The sequence below is a fragment of the Lysobacter sp. KACC 24251 genome, assembly GCF_057747755.1.
Map to the genome: position 1 here is coordinate 1,273,774 of NZ_CM173222.1, position 16,676 is coordinate 1,290,449.

The window sequence follows — 16,676 nt, forward strand, 5'->3', positions numbered from 1 at the left end:
CCCAGGGTGTGCAGCCGATGTCGCGCTTACTGGACGGCGATGGTGCCCTTCATGATCGCTGCGTGACCCGGGAAGCTGCAGAAGAACTCATACGGGCCGCCATCCTTGATCTTGCTGGCCGCAAAGGTAACCGAGGTGCTTTCGCCGCCACCGATCAGTCCGCTGTGCGCGATGACGCGGGCGTCGCCAGCCTTCACATAGGCAGCGGCCGCACCCGCGGCTACGCCATCGGCGGCCACGCCCTGCATGTCGGCGGTCTTGGCGATCACGACGTTATGGCCCATTGCCGCGACGGGCATCTTCCCCGTGTGCTTGAGGGTGATCTTGAACTCACTGCACGAGGCCGGCACGGTGATGGAGCCGACGTTGTACTGCATGGCATCGTTGCCTTCGATCTCCGTCGCGCAGTTGGCAACGGTGGCCGCGGGCTTGGCATCGGTGGCGGGTGCCGGCGCTGCAGCCGGTGCGGGAGTCTCGGCGGCGGGTGCCGGCGCAGGCTCGGCCGGAGCGGCGGGTTCGGCGACGGGCTCCGGTGCCGGCGGCGGGGACTTGTCGCCACAAGCGGTGAGGGCCAGCACGCAGGCAGCGGTAAGCAGGGTCAGCTTGACGTTCATGGGGCAGTCTCCAAGGTTGGGGGAGTCGCCATGGCCTGGGGGGGCGTGACCCGCCGCAGGGCGCATGGCGTGGCGTGGTTCCAGCCGCTGGGGATTCTAAACCTCTCGCCGTACGGCGGCGTGTTGACGGCCGAAGGCGAGGAGTGGTCGGCCTGTCGGCCAGCCGGGCAGTGGTAAATTGACCAGCCTTCCGTGCCTTCCGAGCGAGTCAGATGAACAGCCCAGTCTTCTACCCCATTGGTACGCCCGGCCGCGCTTGGGGCGATGCGGAGAAGGCTGAATGGCGGGCCCGGCAGGGGCGTCGGCGCAGCTATGTCGACGAGGTGCTGAGCGTGTTCGATCGATTGCGCGCCGGTTTTGACGTGGTGGAATACGGTCGGCTCGAATATGCCGCGGACGCTTACCCGCTTCTCGCGATCCGCAACCGTGGCTGGCGCGAGGATCTGCCTGTGGCATTGGTCACCGGCGGCGTGCACGGTTACGAGACCAGCGGCGTGCACGGCGCCCTGCGTTTTGTCGAACAGGATGCGGAGCGCTACGCCGGCCGCATCAACCTGCTGGTGGCGCCCTGCATCAGTCCGTGGGCATATGAGCGCATCCACCGCTGGAACGCCGATGCCATCGACCCCAACCGTTCATTCCGCGACGACAGTCCCGCGGCTGAGTCGGCTGCCCTGATGGCGCTCGTGGCGCCGCTGCGCGATCGCATCGTGATGCACATCGACCTGCACGAAACCACCGATACCGACGAGTCCGAGTTCCGCCCGGCGTTGGCCGCGCGGGATGGCAAGCCGTTCGAACCAGGCACGATTCCGGATGGCTTCTACCTGTGCGCCGACAGCGAAGCACCGGAGCCTGCGTTCCAGCAGGCAGTGATCGCGGCGGTGGCGCAGGTGACGCACATCGCGCCGGCGGATCCGGACGGCACCATCATCGGTTCGCCGGTGGTGGCGCCAGGCGTGATCGAATATCCGTATCGGAAGCTGGGATTGTGTGCGGGCGTGACGAATGCGCGCTTCCGCACCACCACCGAGGTGTATCCCGACAGTCCGCGTGCGACGCCCGAGCAGTGCAACGAGGCCCAGGCGGCGTCGGTGCGGGGCGCGATTGACCATGCACTGACGCTGGCGTAACGGGAACGAGCTGCTGCGGCATCCAACGGGGGATGGCGCGAAGGATTCACCCTTCGCATACGACGGTTCTGCGAGCCTCTGCATGGGTAAAGAGGAGTGCATCCCATGACCACGACGCCCATCACCGACGAGTATTCGAATCACAAGCTTGCGGCGGTCTTCCACTCGGCACAGGGCGCACAGGACGCAGCCAGCAGCCTGGTGTCGAAACTGGGGTTGGGCGAGTCGCAGGTGCAATTGGTGGCGCCCGGCGAGCCTTTCCCAGGTCGCAAGCTGGAGCCCGAGAGCCGGGGCATCCTGCGTACCATCGTGGTGTCGCATGTGCGTCTAGCCGTCGTGGGCGCGATAGCGGGCCTGCTGGTATTTGCAGTGTTGTATGCAATGGGTGTGCCGTTCATCGTGCAGTCCCCGATCGCTTCAGCCGTGGTGCTGCTCGCGTTTTCAACCTTTGGCGGCATGATGCTGGGTGGCTTGGTGTCGTTGCGACCGGACCATGACCGCTATATCCAGGCGACGCGCGACGCAATGCGCGCGGGCGATACCACGGTCGTGGTGCATGCATTCAGCAGAGAGCAGCGCGATGAGGCAGCATCGCTGTTGCGTGAACGTGGCGCCGACGTGACGTCGACGCTTTAGGACCATCTGGATCCGTCGGGACGGCGCGCGTAGGGCGTGCGCTTGGCGCCGTCCGTGGGCGGTCAGCGCAGCAGGAAGTAGCCCGCGAGCGCGCCGCCGAGTAGCGCTGCCGCTGCGACCCAGTACCACCCCGCATGCACGCCCGGCTTTGGAGCGGACGGGCCCTTCCTGGCCGCATGTGGTGCGCGTCGATCGCCAATCCGGAAGCGCAGCTGGTCGAACGCCACTTCATCACCCACTCCGGCGATCCCCACGGTGACACGTTGGCCATTGATGAAGCTGCCGTTGGTGGAGCCCAGGTCCTGGACCTCCACGCCGTAATCGAGCGGCCGCAGGCGCGCGTGCTGCCGGGACACACCCGCGTCGTCCAGGTAGATGTCACATTCCGGGGCGCGACCCACCGTCGTGGGGGCCAAGAGTCGGTAGCTTCGGCCAAACACGTCGCCCGCAACGCCGCGGAGCAGGTATTCGGGGTCGGAAAGGGCCGTCGGCATTTCGATTCGATGCTGCTTTGGTGGGCGGGCACGCACCCTAGCACGAGCCGGCTCGTTGGGTTGTGCAAGTGCGCCAGCATTGCAGCGCGAAGGGGCTTCAGCTTCACCGGCGGCGGCGGGCGTCGACGTTCCGTCCACGGGCCGCACGTCAGGTTGGGGGGCGGCAATGAGACGAGGATCGCTCCATGCGCTATCTGGACGTGAGCTCCTGGCAGGGCATGTTTTCCACCGTGCTGGCGTTGGCCCTGATCACGTTGGTGGGTGTGGGCATCCGCCTTTTGGTAATGCAGACGGTGCAGCAACGCCGGCAACGGGAAAACCGACAGATCAACGAACGCCTCCGCACCCTGATCGCGGCATACAAGACACTCGGCGGCTCCTTCACCGGCAACCTGGAGGTTGATCCCACCCATCTGCGCGAGGTCCGGCAGCGCCAGGTCGGGGTCGATGCACAACCCGGGCCCGTGGAGCCGGGCGACGCGGCCCTGGCCGATGTCCTGGCGGGAAGTTCGGAGCGTTCGCGGCGGATCCGCGATGCCGTCGAGGCAGCGCTGTCGGACATCCTGCTGTTGGGTACGGACGAACAGGTGAGGCTGGCCGCCACGGCCGCCTCGGAACTGGTGGCCGGGCGCCGCGTGCACACGGCGGAGTTGGTGCTTTCGTTGCGTGATTTCATTCGCCAGGTGCTGGACCTGGATCCCATTCCCGCAGACCTGTCCGTGCCACGCCAGGGCCCGACGCGCCCTTCCGGCGGAGGTGGCGGCGGAGGCGGGCGTGGTGGTCGGGAGGGTGGCGGCCGCGGGGGCGGCGGGGGTGGCGGCGGGGGAGGAGCAGGCGGTGGAGGGAGCGGGATGGCCGTAGGCGGCGCGGGACTCGGGCTGGGCGTCGGAATGGGCGGCGGCGCCTCCGATGCGGGCGGCGATCGCGACTAGGGCGCCCGCCCCTGGCGTGTGGCCGGGTATTCGGCGGCGTCGAACTTACACGGTCCAGGGCTCGTCGAAAGGAAACAGTACGAACCGGTTACCTCCGCCGCGTTTGGCGGCATACATGGCCTTGTCAGCCTCCTGCAGCAGGCCGTTTCCGGGGTCCCCGTCGTCGCGGTGCAGGGCGATGCCAATGCTGGCGCTGATGCGGATGGCGTGATCGTCAAGCTGGAAGGGCTGCGACAGCGCCTTGCGAAGGGTCTCGCCGACATTGACCGCATCGGCGGTGCGCGACGTACCGTTCAACATCACCACGAATTCGTCCCCGCCCAGCCGTGCAATCGTGTCCGAATGACGTACACCATTGCGAATCCGCTCCGCGACGGCCTGCAGCAGCCGGTCACCCATCTCGTGGCCGTGGCGATCGTTCACGCCTTTGAAGCCGTCCAGGTCGATATAGATCAGTGCAATGGGGTGGCGTTCGCTGCCAGTTGCCTGCAGGGCCCGCTGCAGCCGTTCGTGGAAGTGGCTGCGGTTGGGCAGGCCGGTGAGGGGGTCATGGCTGGCGAGGAACGCAAGCCAGTTGCGGTTGCGGGTTCGCTCTATCGCCGCTGCGACCTGCGTGGAGACGAACTGCAGTAATTGCAGGTCCTGCTGGGTGTAGCGCGCAGTCGGGTCGTAGCTTTGCACCACCAGTGCCCCGATGACGCCGGCTCGCGCTGCCAACGGCACGCCCAGCCAACCGGTTGAGCGATGGCCGACGGGCAATCGCAGGTGGGCAGGCAAGGCCATCCGAGTTTCGGGCGTGAGCAGGAGCGGTTCGCCACTGCGGATGACGTGGTTGGACAGCGTTGGAGCTTCCAGCGGCAGCGGAGGGGGCAGTGGGTCGAACTCATCCTGGAAGTAGGGGAATGCCACCTGGCCGCTGTCGACATCGCGCAGCGCGACGAAGCAGCTGCGCGCCGGCAGCAGCCCGGCCACTGTCTGGTGGATGCGCTTGAACAGCGACTGCAGGTCGGACTCCGCGTGGGCCGCCTCGGAGATCTCGAGCAAGGCCGATTGCACCGCCTCAGCGCGCTTCAGCTCGGTGATGTCGTGGCCCAGGGCGAAGCGCACCCGATGCTGCGGCGACCAATGCGCCGACCATTGCACATGCACCACGTGGCCATCCTTGTGCACGTACCGGTTCTGGAAGTTGAACTTCGATTCCCCGGCCATGATGTCGCGGGCGGCGCGCAAGGTCGCCTCGCGGTCATCCGGGTGGACCAGGTCGATCATGCGCTGTCCCAGCACCTCGTCGGCGCAGTAGCCGAAGATCCGCTCGAAGGCTGCGTTGACGAAGAGATAGCGTCCCTCTTCGTCGACCACGCAGAGGGCATCCAGGAGCAGGTCCTTCAGCTCGGTCAGCGGTGGCAGCCTGTATTCCATCGGGGTGTCAGGCATCCGGCATCCGGCATGTGAGCGCTACTGTAAACCCGTCCGCGCAAGCGGGACGGCCCGCCTTGAACCCGGGCAGGGGACGGGCAGCCGGGCGACGCAGGAGCCCGCACCGCCGCCCCATGGCTGGGAGGTATGCCGCATCAGGCTGGCCTCCCGTTAATGCGGTGCAACATGACGGATGGGACGGGCCATCGAGGCCGCGCAGCCGGCATTGTCATGACCTGCCAATCCGGGGGAAGGCGATGCTACGACGCGTGATTTTGCTCCTGCTGCTCGCCTTGCCGTTTTCCGCATTGGCGGCGGCGCCCGAGCGGGCCCACACGGCCGGCCCCACCGTGCGCGTTTATTCTCCGCCGCTGCAGTGGTCCGCCCTCGGCTATCCGCGGCGATTGCGCATCTACCTGCCTCCTGACTACGGCTCGGGGCGGCGCCGGTATCCCGTGTTGTACATGTTCGACGCGCAGAACCTGTTCGATGACGCGACCAGTTATGCCGGCGAATGGCGGGTGGACGAGAGTCTGGACGCGCTCGCTCACGAGCAGGGCTTCGCCGCCATCGTGGTGGGCATCGATCATGGCAATGAGGCGCGCTTCAACGAATTGATTCCCTACTGGAACGTGCGTTTCCTCCCCAACACCGGGGTCGGCTTTGTCGAAGACCTCGTGCGCACGGTGAAGCCCTTCATCGACGCCAATTACCGCACGCGCCCGGGGCGGGCGGATACCGCCATCCTTGGCAGCTCGCTGGGCGGGCTGTCAGCGGACTACGCAATCCATCGCTACCCACAGGTGTTCAGCAAAGCCGGCGTGTTCTCGCCCGCGTATTGGGTGTCGGATGAGCCGTTCAGGATCGCGGCCCGGTCGTCCTTGCCCGCGGACAGTCGCGTGTACCTGTACATGGGCGGCAAGGAAGGGGACGAGGCCGTGCCACTGGTGCAGCGCATGGAGCAGGTGTTGCGGGCCCAGCCGGGCATGGAGGGCAGGGTCACCCTGCACCTGGCGCCAGACGCCGAGCACAACGAAGCGGCGTGGCGTGAGGCCTTCCCCGCGGCCGTGCGTTGGCTGTTCGCGCTCCCGGAGCCCGTGCGGCCGTGAATTCGCAACCTTTGGCAAAGCCATGGCCCCGGCACCCAACCTCCGGCACTGTTCCGCCCCAACCGGAACCGGCTAGAACGTCGGACGGCCCCACGCGGGGCCACACGCCAACCCGGCTGACGGGTCGCGGCGTACCGACCACCCGGAGGTATCCCTTGAAGAAGACCCTGCTTTGCGCCGCGACCGCCCTGGCGCTGGCCCTGTCGGCCCCCGTGGCCGCCGATGAGAACCACGGCTGCATGGATGCCGCTTGCGACCAGCAGCTGCTGTTCGCCACGGACAGCGCGTCGGGGGGTGGCGACAGCGCCCCCGCGGCTGACGCGTCGCGCTATGGCACCTGGGGTATCGATACCGCGGGCATGGACCGGAGCGTGAAGCCGGGCGCCGACTTCTTCGGCTTCGTCAATGGCAACTGGGCCAGGAACACGCCGATCCCCTCTGACCGATCGAGCTACGGCTCGTTCATGGTACTTCGCGACTTGTCCGAAGCCCGCGTGCGCACGCTGGTCGAGGGCTATTCCCTGGGCGACCCGGCCAAGGACGGCGACGCGGCCAAGATCGCCGCGCTGTACCGTGGCTTCATGGACGAGGCCGCCCTGGAGGCGCTGGGCGCCAGGCCGCTCAAGCCGCACCTGGCGGCCATCGCCAAGGTGAAGGACAAGGCCGCCATGGCCGAACTGATGGGGCGTGCCAGCGGCAGCCTGGGCGGCAGCTTCTTCGGCGCCTTCGTCTCCGACGACGCGCGCAATCCGGATCAGTACGCCCTGTACCTGGGCCAGTCCGGCCTGGGCCTGGGCGATCGCGAGATGTACCTGGACGCCAAGTTCGCCCCGCAGCGCGAGCGTTACCAGGCCTACATCGAGCAGATGCTGACGATGGTCGGCTGGCCCAAGGCCAAGGACAACGCCGCCGGGATCGTGGCGATGGAAACCCGCATCGCGCAGGCGCACTGGACCCGCGCCGAGAGCCGCAACCGCGACAAGACCTACAACCCCGCCACGTTGGCCGAGATGGAAACCAAGGCGCCGGGCTTCCCGTGGGCGACCTTCTTCAAGGCCGCCGGCGTGGACAGCGCCGAACGCGCGGTGCTGCGCCAGGACACCGCGTTCCCGAAGATCGCCCAGGTTTTCGCCGAGACCGACCTGGACACGCTGAAGGCCTGGCAGGCCTTCCGAACCACCGATGAAGCCGCGCCGCTGCTGTCCAAGGCCTTCGTTGATGCGGAGTTCGAGTTCCGCAACAAGTTCCTGTCCGGCCAGCCTGAGCAGCGCCCGCGCTGGAAGCGTGGCGTGGCCTTTGCCGAGGCCGCGATGGGCGAAGCCATCGGCCGGGACTATGTCCAGCTGTACTTCCCGGCGGAGTCCAAGGCCAAGATGGACGAGCTGGTCGGTAACGTGAAGGCGGCCATGCGGGCGCGCCTGGAGAAGCTGGAGTGGATGGGCCCGGCCACCCGCGCCGAGGCGCTGGCAAAGCTGGAGAATTTCGGCTTGAAGATCGGCCACCCGGACAAGTGGCGCGACTACAAGGGCCTGACCGTCGTCAACGGTGATGTGTTCGGCAACGCGCAGCGCTCGCGCCAGTTCGAGTGGGATTACGACCGCGTGCGCATCGGCAAGCCGGTGGACAAGGCGGAGTGGGGCATGACCCCGCAGACGGTGAATGCCTATTACTCGTCGGTGAAGAACGAGATCGTGTTCCCGGCCGCGATCCTGCAGCCGCCGTTCTTCGACCCCAAGGCCGACCCGGCAGTGAACTACGGCGGCATTGGCGGCGTGATCGGCCACGAGATCATCCACGGTTTCGACGACCAAGGCCGCAAGTCCGATGGCAAGGGCGTGCTGCGCGACTGGTGGACCAGCGAGGACGCCGCGCGTTTCGAGGCGCAGGCCAGCAAGCTGGGCGCGCAGTACGAGGCGTATCCATTCCCCCAGTTGCCTGGCATGCACATCAACGGCCGTGTCGCTATGGGCGAAAACATCGGCGACCTCGGCGGCCTGACCATCGCGCTGGAAGCCTACCGCCGCTCGCTGGCCGGCAAGCCCGCGCCGGTGGTGGATGGATTCACCGGTGAGCAACGGCTGTTCATGGGCTGGGCGCAGGTGTGGCGCACGCTGTGGCGTGACGATGCGCTGCGCCAGCAGCTGGTCAACGGTACGCATTCGCCGGGCCATATCCGTGCCTTTGCACCGCTGCGTAACATCGACGCGTGGTACGAGGCGTTCGGCATCACCCAGGCCGATCCGCTGTGGGTGGCACCGAAGGATCGCGTGCGCATCTGGTGATGGGCACGCAGTGACAGACGAGGGGCCGCGAATGCGGCCCCTCTGCTTTGGTGGGGTCGTCAGGGGCGGGGTTGCGGTTGAACGTGGCGTTGACGCGACCCGGGCTAGGGTAGGTCTCCAATGTTCTGGAGCACCTTGTCTTGGACGCCCCTTGGGATTGCCTGATCATCGGTGCGGGCCCCGCAGGGCTGTCCGCCGCGTTATATCTCGCCCGCTTTCGGCGCCGCGTCCTGGTGTTGCACGACGGCAAGGCGCGCGCGGCGCGCATTCCGCGCACACACAACGTACCGGGGTTTCCCGACGGCATCGCGGGCGCCGAGTTGCTCGAGCGCATGGCCGAGCACGCCACCCGCTACGGGGCGGTGCTGCGCCAGGCTGAGGTGGTGCGGGCGGAACACGCCCGCGGACGTTTCCAGCTGCATATCGCCGATGGCAACACCGTAACCGGCCGGGCCCTGGTGCTGGCCACCGGCCTCCACCTGAACCAGATTCCATTGCCAGACGCCGTCCACGAAGCTGCCATCCGCGCCAACGTGTTGCGCTATTGCCCCGTGTGCGATGGCTTCGAGCACATCGATCGGCGCGTGGCGGTGGTGGGTTGCGACGCGGAGGGCGCGGACGAGGCGCTGTTCCTTCGCCGCTACACCCCTCATCTGACCCTGCTGCCCAAGGCGAAGGCCGAACTGAGTGCCGCGCGCCGAGCGGAGCTGGCGGCAGCCGGCATCCACGTGGAGGATCGCGCGGTGGAACGCTACGCTCCCCATGCCCAGGGTTTCGACATCTACCTGGAAGGTGATGCCACCCCGATGGAATTCGACGTGGTTTATCCCGCGCTGGGCGTGCGGCAACGGACTGAACTTGCCGCGATGCTGGGCCTGCCACTTGGCGAAGCGGGTTGCGTGGCGGCAACCTCACCGCTGGGAACGGACGTGCCGGGTTTGTATTGCGCCGGCGACATCGTCGAAGGCCTGGACCAGATCAGCGTAGCGATGGGCCACGGCGCGGTGGCCGCGACCCGCGCGCACAACTGGCTGCGTGACCAGGAGGATGCGGCTACCAGCGCCCCGGCGGCGACTGCGCAAGCCTGATTGCCGGGCACCCACGCGCGGCCATAGCGCCAGCGGTGGCGGTCGCTTCAGCCGCTTGCGGCGCGTGCCATGCACTGCCGATAGCGCTTCTCCACGCGTGTGGCGAACCACTCCGTGGTCAGGCGGCGGGTGATCTTGGGGCTCTGCAGGCGAATGCGCGGCATCATCGCGCGGGGCAGAGGCTTGCCGGTTTCACGCTCGGCCATGGCGAACACTTCGCGATAGAGGTCCGTGTCCTCAAAACGCAGCGTATGTCCCAGCTTGAGGGCGCGCCGGACCGCCGCGTCGTCTGTTCCCAGCACCGGGGTCAGCGTGCGCGCCGCCAGTTCGGTCTGTCCCACGTCGTTGCGGCCGCTGCCGTGCGGTACCAGATCCCCATCAAGGTCGAGGGGCATGCCGCTGGCCACGCTCAACGCGTTCTGGAATGCCGCATTGCGGCTGGCGTACAGCCCGGCGTTGAAATCGGCAAATCGGTACCGCAGGTGAGGGTATGACGCCTCGTATGCCAGCAGGTGGGCAATGCCGAAGTAGACCCCGCCGCGGCGGCTGAACACCTCGTCTCGGATGGTGCCGGTGAGTGGGTACGGGTAGGGACGCGCATCGGCGAAGGCCTCGGCGAACGCGATGCTGACCTGCATGGGACCACCAGTCCGCACGGGGTTGGCCCGGCCGAGCAGGCGTTTGCCCAGCGGGACCGAATCGATCAGTTCCTCGTACAGGCGGCTGAGGTCATGCTCGGTGCGGACGGCGGCCAGATGCTCGCTGTAGGGGCGCCCATCCGCGGCTTCCATCGCGAGGGCGGCGGCCACCACGAAGCGCGGCACGCCCAGGCGCCCCGCGCGGTTCTCGATCTCCGTGCGGGCGATCCGTGCCAGCCCCGGCACCACGGGATCGGGGTTGTAGCCGGTTTCCTGCTCGATCACCGCCAGGGCGGCACAGAGGTTGGGTGGCACCGGTCGGATGCCGAGCGACGTGAACGCGACCTGCACGTCCTGCGCCCACTCGGCGCGCTCGTGGAGGGTGACAGGCAGCAGCCGACTGACTTGCGCACGGATCTGCGCGGGCGTGGGTTGCGGCTCGGGCCGCGAGCACGAGGCCACGCCCAACAGGCTGGCCAGCAACAGGACAAAGGCAGGGCGGATGGAATGCATCGGCGCAGCGTAACCACACACTCGCCGGCGCGCACCCCCAACCCATGGCGACCCAAGGACTCCGTCGAGGCTGAAGCCCACCCCCTTACATCACCGCCAGCGCCTGGTTCGAGAATTGCCCGGGGAACTCCAGCGCGATCTGCACCTTGCGCTCGATCGATTCGAGGATGGCCGTGGCGAAGTTGACCCCCGCCATGTCGGAGCACGACTGCAGGTTGCCCGGGCTGAAGACATTCACCTCAAGGATGGTGTCGCCGATGATGTCGATGCCCACCAGGAACATCCCATCAGCCAACAGCTTGGGTCGGATCAGCTCGGCCACGCGCAGCTCGCGCTCGGAGATCTTCACCGCGACGGCCTTGCCCCCGGCGTGGATATTGCTGCGGATGTCGTCCTTGGAGCTGACGCGTCGCATCGCCGCATACTTTCCGTCGACGGTGAGCGGCCTGCCGTTCATGAGGAAGAAGCGGATGTCGCCCTTTTCCGCCTCCTTCACATACGACTGGGCGATGACGTAGCCATCGCGGCTGATGGCATCGATCATCTGGTTGAGGTTGGCTGCCGTCTTGGCATTCACCAGGAACACACCCTGGCCACCGGAGCCCTGCAGCGGCTTCAGCACCACCTTGCCGCCATGCTTCCTGGCGAACTTCTTGATGTCATCCGGCTTGCGCGTGATGAGTGTCTCCGCACGAACCTCACGCGGGAACGACTGGAAGTACAGCTTGTTCATGGCGTGCGACAGCGAATCCGGGTCGTTGAGCACCAGTACGCCACGTTCTATCGCGCGCCGTCCGAACTGGATGCCGATGTCCTGCGCCCAAGGCCGTTCGATGGCGTCGTTGGAGGGGTCGTTCCGCAGCATCAGCACGTCGATGTCGTCGATGTCGATCAGCTTGGTGTTCTTCGCCGCCCCGCGCATGTCCTTGAAGAACTTGTCCAGCGAGCGCGTCCGCGTCGTGGCCGCCGGGACGAAATGGGCGTGAACGCGCAATGCGTCGTCGGGGCTGAGGACGAAGTCGTCGGGCGTGATGTAACAGACGTCGTGCCCGCGGCGCGAGGCCTCATGGGCCAGCACGGTGGTGGTGTAACGCGGGTACTCGTCCTTGATGGCGTTGACGAAGAAGGCGATGAGCATCGGTTCAGCCTCGGAGGATATCGATGAAGGGTTCCCCTGCGTGGATCCGGGCGATGCGGGCCAGGCTGGCAGGGCGGGTGAGGAAGCGGGGCATGACAAGTGGCGGACGGAGAATGCCGCGGGACCGCAGTTCGTCGACGATGGGCACGTGGTGCGGCGCGATCTTTCCGCACCAGAAGGGCGTGAGGTCCTGTCCGTTCGCCACGAGGTCGAACACCTGCGCCAGTCCGCGCAGGTAGATCGCATCCTTGGTCAGTCCCCCCGAACGGTGTACGCGGGTGGCGATGGAGAACGCCGTCTGTGGCTGGAAGCCGTGGCCGTGGTGTAGCAGCCGCCAGGTATCGATGAAGTCGGCGCCGTCCAGAAGGGCATGTACCGCGACCACGCGCGCGGCGAGCAGGCGCAGGCGTGCGCGGGTCAGGCCACCGGCCACGTACTCAGCGAAAACACCCAGGCCTTCCTGGATGCCCTCGTATCCGGCGAGGCCGTTGCCGAACACCTGCAGCCCTTGCTGACGGCCATTCACGCAGGTCAGCACGTGCACGCTGACCTCGTGCTGCAACAGGGCGTCCAACCGCGCCGCCGGCATGCGCGTCGCACTGGACACCAACAGGGAGTTGCCGCTCACCATGAGGCCGGGGCCAATGTCGTCGCGTATGCAGACGTCCGCGGCAAAATCTGGGGCAGTCTCCTGGTAATCCCGGATCAATGCCTCGGCCGCCTCACGGATGCGCGGCGGGCCAATGACCTGGTCCCGCACGATGTCCTCTGGCGGCAGGCCTGACAGCACGGACTGCGCCCGTTCCAGCAGATCCTGCTCCACGCCGCCGTATTGCATCAACGAGGCATGGCGGAAGTTGGGTGTGTTGCGGCTGTGCAGCAAGGTGAGCTGAAGGTCGAGTTCGTGCTGTTTCTCGCTGAACACCGACTCCAGCACCGGGTCTTCCACTGCCCGCAGGTCGACCGAATACACGGCGCGCTTGGCTGCGTCCACATCGACGGCCAAGGGCCGATAGCGGAAAACAGGTGACTTCGCTGCCTTGTCGGCCATGAACTGGTCGAACGCCTGCGTGCTGTTGATCGGGGATACGCCCAGCAGGAAGTCGAACGAACGGCTGATCGCATCCAGCGCCTCGTCGGCCGCGATCGCGGCATGCACGAAGGAACTTCGTCCCAGCGTTCGCGGGTGTGGAGCCGGCCCCTGTGTGGTCGCGTCGACAAATGCCGCGAATCCCTGCAGCAGCGCGTCGAACACCCCCGATTCCAAGGCGTTGAAAAGCTGCGGATAGATTCGCTGTGTCTGGGGCACCCGGTAAACCTGCGGCAGCCCCAGCGAGAGGTGTGATACGCCCGGATGGCCTGCCAGCATCTCCACCAAGCCGGGTTCGGCATATAGCGCGTCCGCTGGCTCGACCTGGGCGTTGCGCAGGTCCAGGCAAATTCCCTCCAGTGCCCTTGCCATCGCAAGGGATGCCGCCTGGGCTGGCTCGTGCTGCGATGTCCCGAGGACGAAGCGGAATTTCTCCAGACGCGGACTGTCCTGCTCGATCCGTTCGTCAAGGGGCAGGTCGTACAGCGACACCAGCAGAAAACTGGGGAAGTCAGCGTGCAGCCGCTGTAGAAGCTCTCCCAGTGATGCCATTGCCGCGGCATCGGCGCTCGCCTGGCCGGGCCAGAGGAAGTGGGTGGGGCTGATCGCAGTGACGCGCATGGCCAGTCCGTCGGTGCCCGGCACGCGGCGATGGAGCACCGCGAAGGGCAACGGGCGGTCCAGATGCACCCGCACTCCCAGCGCCGACTCATGCCGATACGCGCCCGTTCCGCCCAAGTCGGGTGCGGGCGGCCGCTGCGCGGGTGGGGGCGTGATACTAGCCATGGCCCAGCAGCAACTGTCGGCTGGTGTCGGCCACGCAGGTCATCAGACGCCGCATCGCCTCGAGCTCCGCGACATCCGGTACCCCGCTCCACTCGTCCATGAAGAACTTCTTGAACTCGATTGCAATGGCGCAGCCCACACCCGGGTAGGTCTGGTGCACGAAGCGGGCCAACTGGCCCTTTCCCTGGAAGGCAACGTTTTCGCGCACATCCAGGCGCCTGCCGAGGAAGTCGAACCCGCGCATCGTGTCCATCAGCGGGTCCAGCAACCAGGCCCAACGCTCGCGCGGCATCGAGAACGTGCCGATATTGATATCCGGTGCATCCTGCTGAGGCATCGCGTCTGCAGCTGGTCCGTCCCGGCGATGGTTGTAGCTGTGCACGTCCAACAACACGAAGGGACTTCGGGTCGCGACGTCGTCCAGCAGTTGCCGCATCATCCTGTAGAACGAACGGTGATAGCGCAGCGAGCGCTCGACCAGGTCGGCCTGCGGTGGCGCGTGCCAGACATCCAGACCCCAGGACTGCTCGGGCGTGGCGTACACCGCATCGGTCTCACCCCGGTTGAGGTCACACTCGAAGCGTGACACCCGCGGGATGACATGGGTCGGGATTCCGAGGATTGCCTGGCCGGTAAAGGGGTCTTCCTCACGCAGGCGTTCTGCGTCGGTCAGTGCCATCGCGGCCTGGACTTCGGGACGCAGCGCATTACCATCGTGGATGGCTGTCGCCACCACGCAATCGTCGCTGCGCTGCAGCTGCCACCATGGCTGGATGGAGCAGGGTTGATCGGGATTCATCACAATTCGCAACAGGCAGATGACGCCAAACTAGAACGCCGCGCGTGCACGTCGGGTCGACGCCCCGGGGGCGTTCAGCGCTCGTTGGCCTGTGCGTTCACCCGACCTTCGCGACCGCAACCGAAGATGGCCCCATCCCGAGGGTCAACGCGTCCCATGCAGAACACTGCCAATGCTCCGCCAGCACCCGCGCCGGCCACGGCCAAGTTGGGTGCCTTCCTGTTTGACGGCGAAGGCCAGGACCGCGATGTTGACCTGGACACGCTCGACGTCAGTGCGCTGACCGAAACCCAGCTGTTGTGGGTGGACGTCGAGGACGATGAAGCCAGCGATGCCCATTCCCTGATCGAGTACCTGGTGGATCAGCTGGAACTGGGTCCGCACGCTGTCGAGGCGCTGCAGTCCTTGGATGGACGGGCTGATCTGGCCAGCTTCGGTGACTGGTTCCTGGCGCAGGCGGTTGCGGTGGAGCATGAGGGCGGCTTGCGCTTCAAGGGCCGTGGGCTGGCGATCGTCTGCGGTCACAACGTGGTGGTCAGCCTGCATCGTGGCCCGGTGCAGTTTCTGGAGCAGCTGCGTGGACGCGAGCGGGCCGACACGCGCCTTGGCACGCTGAGCGCGGAAAGCTTCACCGCCTCGCTACTGGGGTGGCTGGTGGACAGCTACCTGCATGCGGTTTCCGATTTCGAGGCGGCGGTTGACCGTCTGGAAGTATCAGTGCTGTCAGCGCGGGCGCCCCGGGAAAGCCTCCAGGACCTCGCAGAACTGCGTCGCGGTGCATCGCGCCTGCGCCGCATGCTGGCGCCGCATCGGCACGTATTCGGGGCGATGGCACGTCCGGACTTCCGGCCGGACGACGCCGGGATCGCCGACAAGCACTTCCGCGCCCTGGAGCAGCGATTCGAGCGCGCCATGGACGCGGTGGAGAACGCCCGCGATCTGGTCGTGGGCAGCTTCGAGCTGTTCGCCACCCGCAGTTCGGAGCGCACCAACGACACCATGCGCACGCTGACCTTCGTGACCGTGCTGCTGGGCACGTTGTCGGTGGTCGCAGGCACGCTGGGAATGAACTTTGCCGCGCCCTTCTTCGATACGGGAGGGCGGGGCTTCTGGACGGCCTTCGCGGGCATGGCGCTGGTCGCGGTGATCGCGATCGTCGTCGCCCGTTGGCGGCGGTGGATCTGAGCGGCGGGCAGGGTGCACGGCTGGTCCCAGGCAGTCTTGGCGGGCCTTGAAGCGAGTGGAGGCAACCCGCCTCTTGATTGACCGGCGTCAGGGCACGTCGGGGCACCCTTGGCCAATATGGCCATCAGGAACATTGGGTTCCAAAATTGCCCGGAGGACCGACGCGTGGAATTTCACATTCATCTTGCCGGAGCGCGGCCTGACCTCGACGCTATCGAGGACACCGTGCTTGAGGCGGACCCCGCGGCGTTGGTCGATCTCGATGTCAAGGGCGACACCCTGCGCCTGGCGGGCGCGTTCACCGCGGTCGACGTGGTGGTGATGATGTCGCAGGCAGGCTACCCGGTGTCTCCGCAGCAGGTGGAGCAGCTGCCCTCGATCTGCTGCGGCGGTTGCAGCGGCTGAGCATGGCTCAAGGGGGACGGGGCGATGGGCTACGGACGCTCCCTTCGAGCGTGACGGCTCGCCCGGAGTGATCAGTTCGCGGGTGACGCATGCATCGCCGCGTTGAGCTGGTCAATCACCACGATCCAGTCGGCGTCATCCACGCGCTCTTCGCGCAACAACTGGGCCTGGGCGGGGGTCCAGAACGGCGCCTCTTCCAGCCGCATGTTGTCGGGCAACGGTGCATGGGTGGCCAGGAACTGGCGGATGTCTTCGTGGCTGTTGGGCAGGCCCAACTGGGCGAAGAGTTCGGAAAACGGATGGACGGGATGTTCCATGGGGGCTCCGTGCCGCTTGGGGGATCAACGGAGCCCAGCGTACCGCCGGGGGGATCAAGGCCGCATCATCAACAAGGGCGATGCGCCCGGGAATAGGTGCC

16 protein-coding genes are annotated in these 16,676 nt (G+C 66.7%); 8 read left to right on the plus strand and 8 right to left on the minus strand.

Annotated elements, in window-relative coordinates:
- Positions 1-26: 26 nt before the first annotated feature.
- Positions 27-614 carry an azurin gene (azu, locus tag AC3ARF_RS06060; RefSeq protein WP_498931206.1) on the minus strand — a complete coding sequence of 196 codons (588 nt, stop codon included), beginning with the start codon at positions 612-614 and terminating at the stop codon, positions 27-29.
- A 212-nt stretch (positions 615-826) separates the two neighbouring features.
- Between azu and AC3ARF_RS06065 the strand changes: the two genes are divergently transcribed.
- Positions 827-1,747 (plus strand): M14 family metallopeptidase, encoded by a 921-nt coding sequence (locus AC3ARF_RS06065; protein WP_498931208.1) that lies wholly within the window; start codon positions 827-829, stop codon positions 1,745-1,747.
- A gap of 105 nt (positions 1,748-1,852) precedes the next feature.
- The gene (locus AC3ARF_RS06070; protein WP_498931210.1) at positions 1,853-2,383 is read left to right on the plus strand and encodes a hypothetical protein; all 531 of its coding nucleotides are present in this window, start codon (positions 1,853-1,855) and stop codon (positions 2,381-2,383) included.
- Positions 2,384-2,445: 62 nt separating this feature from the next.
- On the opposite strand, the gene AC3ARF_RS06075 is transcribed toward AC3ARF_RS06070, so the two are convergent.
- Positions 2,446-2,877, minus strand: coding sequence for an FHA domain-containing protein (locus AC3ARF_RS06075; protein ID WP_498931212.1), 432 nt, complete (start codon positions 2,875-2,877; stop codon positions 2,446-2,448).
- Positions 2,878-3,062: 185 nt separating this feature from the next.
- On the opposite strand from AC3ARF_RS06075, the gene AC3ARF_RS06080 reads away from it, so the two are divergent.
- Positions 3,063-3,809 (plus strand): hypothetical protein, encoded by a 747-nt coding sequence (locus tag AC3ARF_RS06080; protein WP_498931214.1) that lies wholly within the window; start codon positions 3,063-3,065, stop codon positions 3,807-3,809.
- 45 nt (positions 3,810-3,854) lie between these two features.
- On the opposite strand, the gene AC3ARF_RS06085 is transcribed toward AC3ARF_RS06080, so the two are convergent.
- Positions 3,855-5,243 (minus strand): sensor domain-containing protein, encoded by a 1,389-nt coding sequence (locus tag AC3ARF_RS06085; RefSeq protein ID WP_498931216.1) that lies wholly within the window; start codon positions 5,241-5,243, stop codon positions 3,855-3,857.
- A gap of 251 nt (positions 5,244-5,494) precedes the next feature.
- Here AC3ARF_RS06085 and AC3ARF_RS06090 point away from each other — a divergent pair, with 251 nt between their 5' ends.
- The 3 genes from AC3ARF_RS06090 (at position 5,495) to AC3ARF_RS06100 (ending at position 9,704) form a co-directional block, all read left to right on the plus strand.
- Positions 5,495-6,334, plus strand: coding sequence for an alpha/beta hydrolase (locus AC3ARF_RS06090; protein WP_498931218.1), 840 nt, complete (start codon positions 5,495-5,497; stop codon positions 6,332-6,334).
- Positions 6,335-6,489: 155 nt separating this feature from the next.
- Complete coding sequence (locus AC3ARF_RS06095) at positions 6,490-8,616, plus strand: M13 family metallopeptidase (protein WP_498931220.1); 2,127 nt, start codon at positions 6,490-6,492, stop codon at positions 8,614-8,616.
- 140 nt (positions 8,617-8,756) lie between these two features.
- Positions 8,757-9,704 (plus strand): NAD(P)/FAD-dependent oxidoreductase, encoded by a 948-nt coding sequence (locus AC3ARF_RS06100; RefSeq protein WP_498931223.1) that lies wholly within the window; start codon positions 8,757-8,759, stop codon positions 9,702-9,704.
- Positions 9,705-9,751: 47 nt separating this feature from the next.
- Here AC3ARF_RS06100 and AC3ARF_RS06105 read toward each other — a convergent pair whose 3' ends face one another.
- The 4 genes from AC3ARF_RS06105 to AC3ARF_RS06120 all read right to left on the minus strand — a co-directional run bounded on the left by AC3ARF_RS06105 (position 9,752) and on the right by AC3ARF_RS06120 (position 14,668).
- A complete protein-coding gene (locus AC3ARF_RS06105) occupies positions 9,752-10,855 on the minus strand; it encodes a DUF1615 domain-containing protein (RefSeq protein ID WP_498931225.1) in 1,104 nt (367 codons plus the stop codon).
- Between the two features lie 85 nt (positions 10,856-10,940).
- Complete coding sequence (locus AC3ARF_RS06110; RefSeq protein ID WP_498931227.1) at positions 10,941-11,993, minus strand: glutathione synthetase; 1,053 nt, start codon at positions 11,991-11,993, stop codon at positions 10,941-10,943.
- A gap of 4 nt (positions 11,994-11,997) precedes the next feature.
- The gene (locus tag AC3ARF_RS06115; RefSeq protein ID WP_498931229.1) at positions 11,998-13,773 is read right to left on the minus strand and encodes a flavohemoglobin expression-modulating QEGLA motif protein; all 1,776 of its coding nucleotides are present in this window, start codon (positions 13,771-13,773) and stop codon (positions 11,998-12,000) included.
- An 88-nt stretch (positions 13,774-13,861) separates the two neighbouring features.
- Entirely contained in the window at positions 13,862-14,668 is an 807-nt protein-coding gene (locus AC3ARF_RS06120) for an N-formylglutamate amidohydrolase (RefSeq protein WP_498931231.1), read from the minus strand.
- Between the two features lie 156 nt (positions 14,669-14,824).
- Here AC3ARF_RS06120 and AC3ARF_RS06125 point away from each other — a divergent pair, with 156 nt between their 5' ends.
- Complete coding sequence (locus AC3ARF_RS06125) at positions 14,825-15,853, plus strand: magnesium transporter CorA family protein (RefSeq protein WP_498931233.1); 1,029 nt, start codon at positions 14,825-14,827, stop codon at positions 15,851-15,853.
- Positions 15,854-16,018: 165 nt separating this feature from the next.
- The gene (locus AC3ARF_RS06130) at positions 16,019-16,258 is read left to right on the plus strand and encodes a hypothetical protein (protein ID WP_498931235.1); all 240 of its coding nucleotides are present in this window, start codon (positions 16,019-16,021) and stop codon (positions 16,256-16,258) included.
- A gap of 71 nt (positions 16,259-16,329) precedes the next feature.
- Here AC3ARF_RS06130 and AC3ARF_RS06135 read toward each other — a convergent pair whose 3' ends face one another.
- Positions 16,330-16,575, minus strand: coding sequence for a DUF2789 domain-containing protein (locus AC3ARF_RS06135; protein WP_498931237.1), 246 nt, complete (start codon positions 16,573-16,575; stop codon positions 16,330-16,332).
- Between the last annotated feature and the right edge of the window lie 101 nt (positions 16,576-16,676).

Bases quoted from the DNA above. Each gene is read 5' to 3' on its own strand.
- AC3ARF_RS06135 (WP_498931237.1), bottom strand. From the start codon at position 16,575: ATGGAACATCCCGTCCATCCGTTTTCCGAACTCTTCGCCCAGTTGGGC.
- AC3ARF_RS06110 (WP_498931227.1), bottom strand. From the start codon at position 11,993: ATGCTCATCGCCTTCTTCGTCAACGCCATCAAGGACGAGTACCCGCGT.
- azu (WP_498931206.1), bottom strand. From the start codon at position 614: ATGAACGTCAAGCTGACCCTGCTTACCGCTGCCTGCGTGCTGGCCCTC.
- AC3ARF_RS06105 (WP_498931225.1), bottom strand. From the start codon at position 10,855: ATGCATTCCATCCGCCCTGCCTTTGTCCTGTTGCTGGCCAGCCTGTTG.
- AC3ARF_RS06120 (WP_498931231.1), bottom strand. From the start codon at position 14,668: ATGAATCCCGATCAACCCTGCTCCATCCAGCCATGGTGGCAGCTGCAG.
- AC3ARF_RS06070 (WP_498931210.1), top strand. From the start codon at position 1,853: ATGACCACGACGCCCATCACCGACGAGTATTCGAATCACAAGCTTGCG.
- AC3ARF_RS06080 (WP_498931214.1), top strand. From the start codon at position 3,063: ATGCGCTATCTGGACGTGAGCTCCTGGCAGGGCATGTTTTCCACCGTG.
- AC3ARF_RS06075 (WP_498931212.1), bottom strand. From the start codon at position 2,877: ATGCCGACGGCCCTTTCCGACCCCGAATACCTGCTCCGCGGCGTTGCG.
- AC3ARF_RS06125 (WP_498931233.1), top strand. From the start codon at position 14,825: ATGCAGAACACTGCCAATGCTCCGCCAGCACCCGCGCCGGCCACGGCC.
- AC3ARF_RS06085 (WP_498931216.1), bottom strand. From the start codon at position 5,243: ATGCCTGACACCCCGATGGAATACAGGCTGCCACCGCTGACCGAGCTG.
- AC3ARF_RS06065 (WP_498931208.1), top strand. From the start codon at position 827: ATGAACAGCCCAGTCTTCTACCCCATTGGTACGCCCGGCCGCGCTTGG.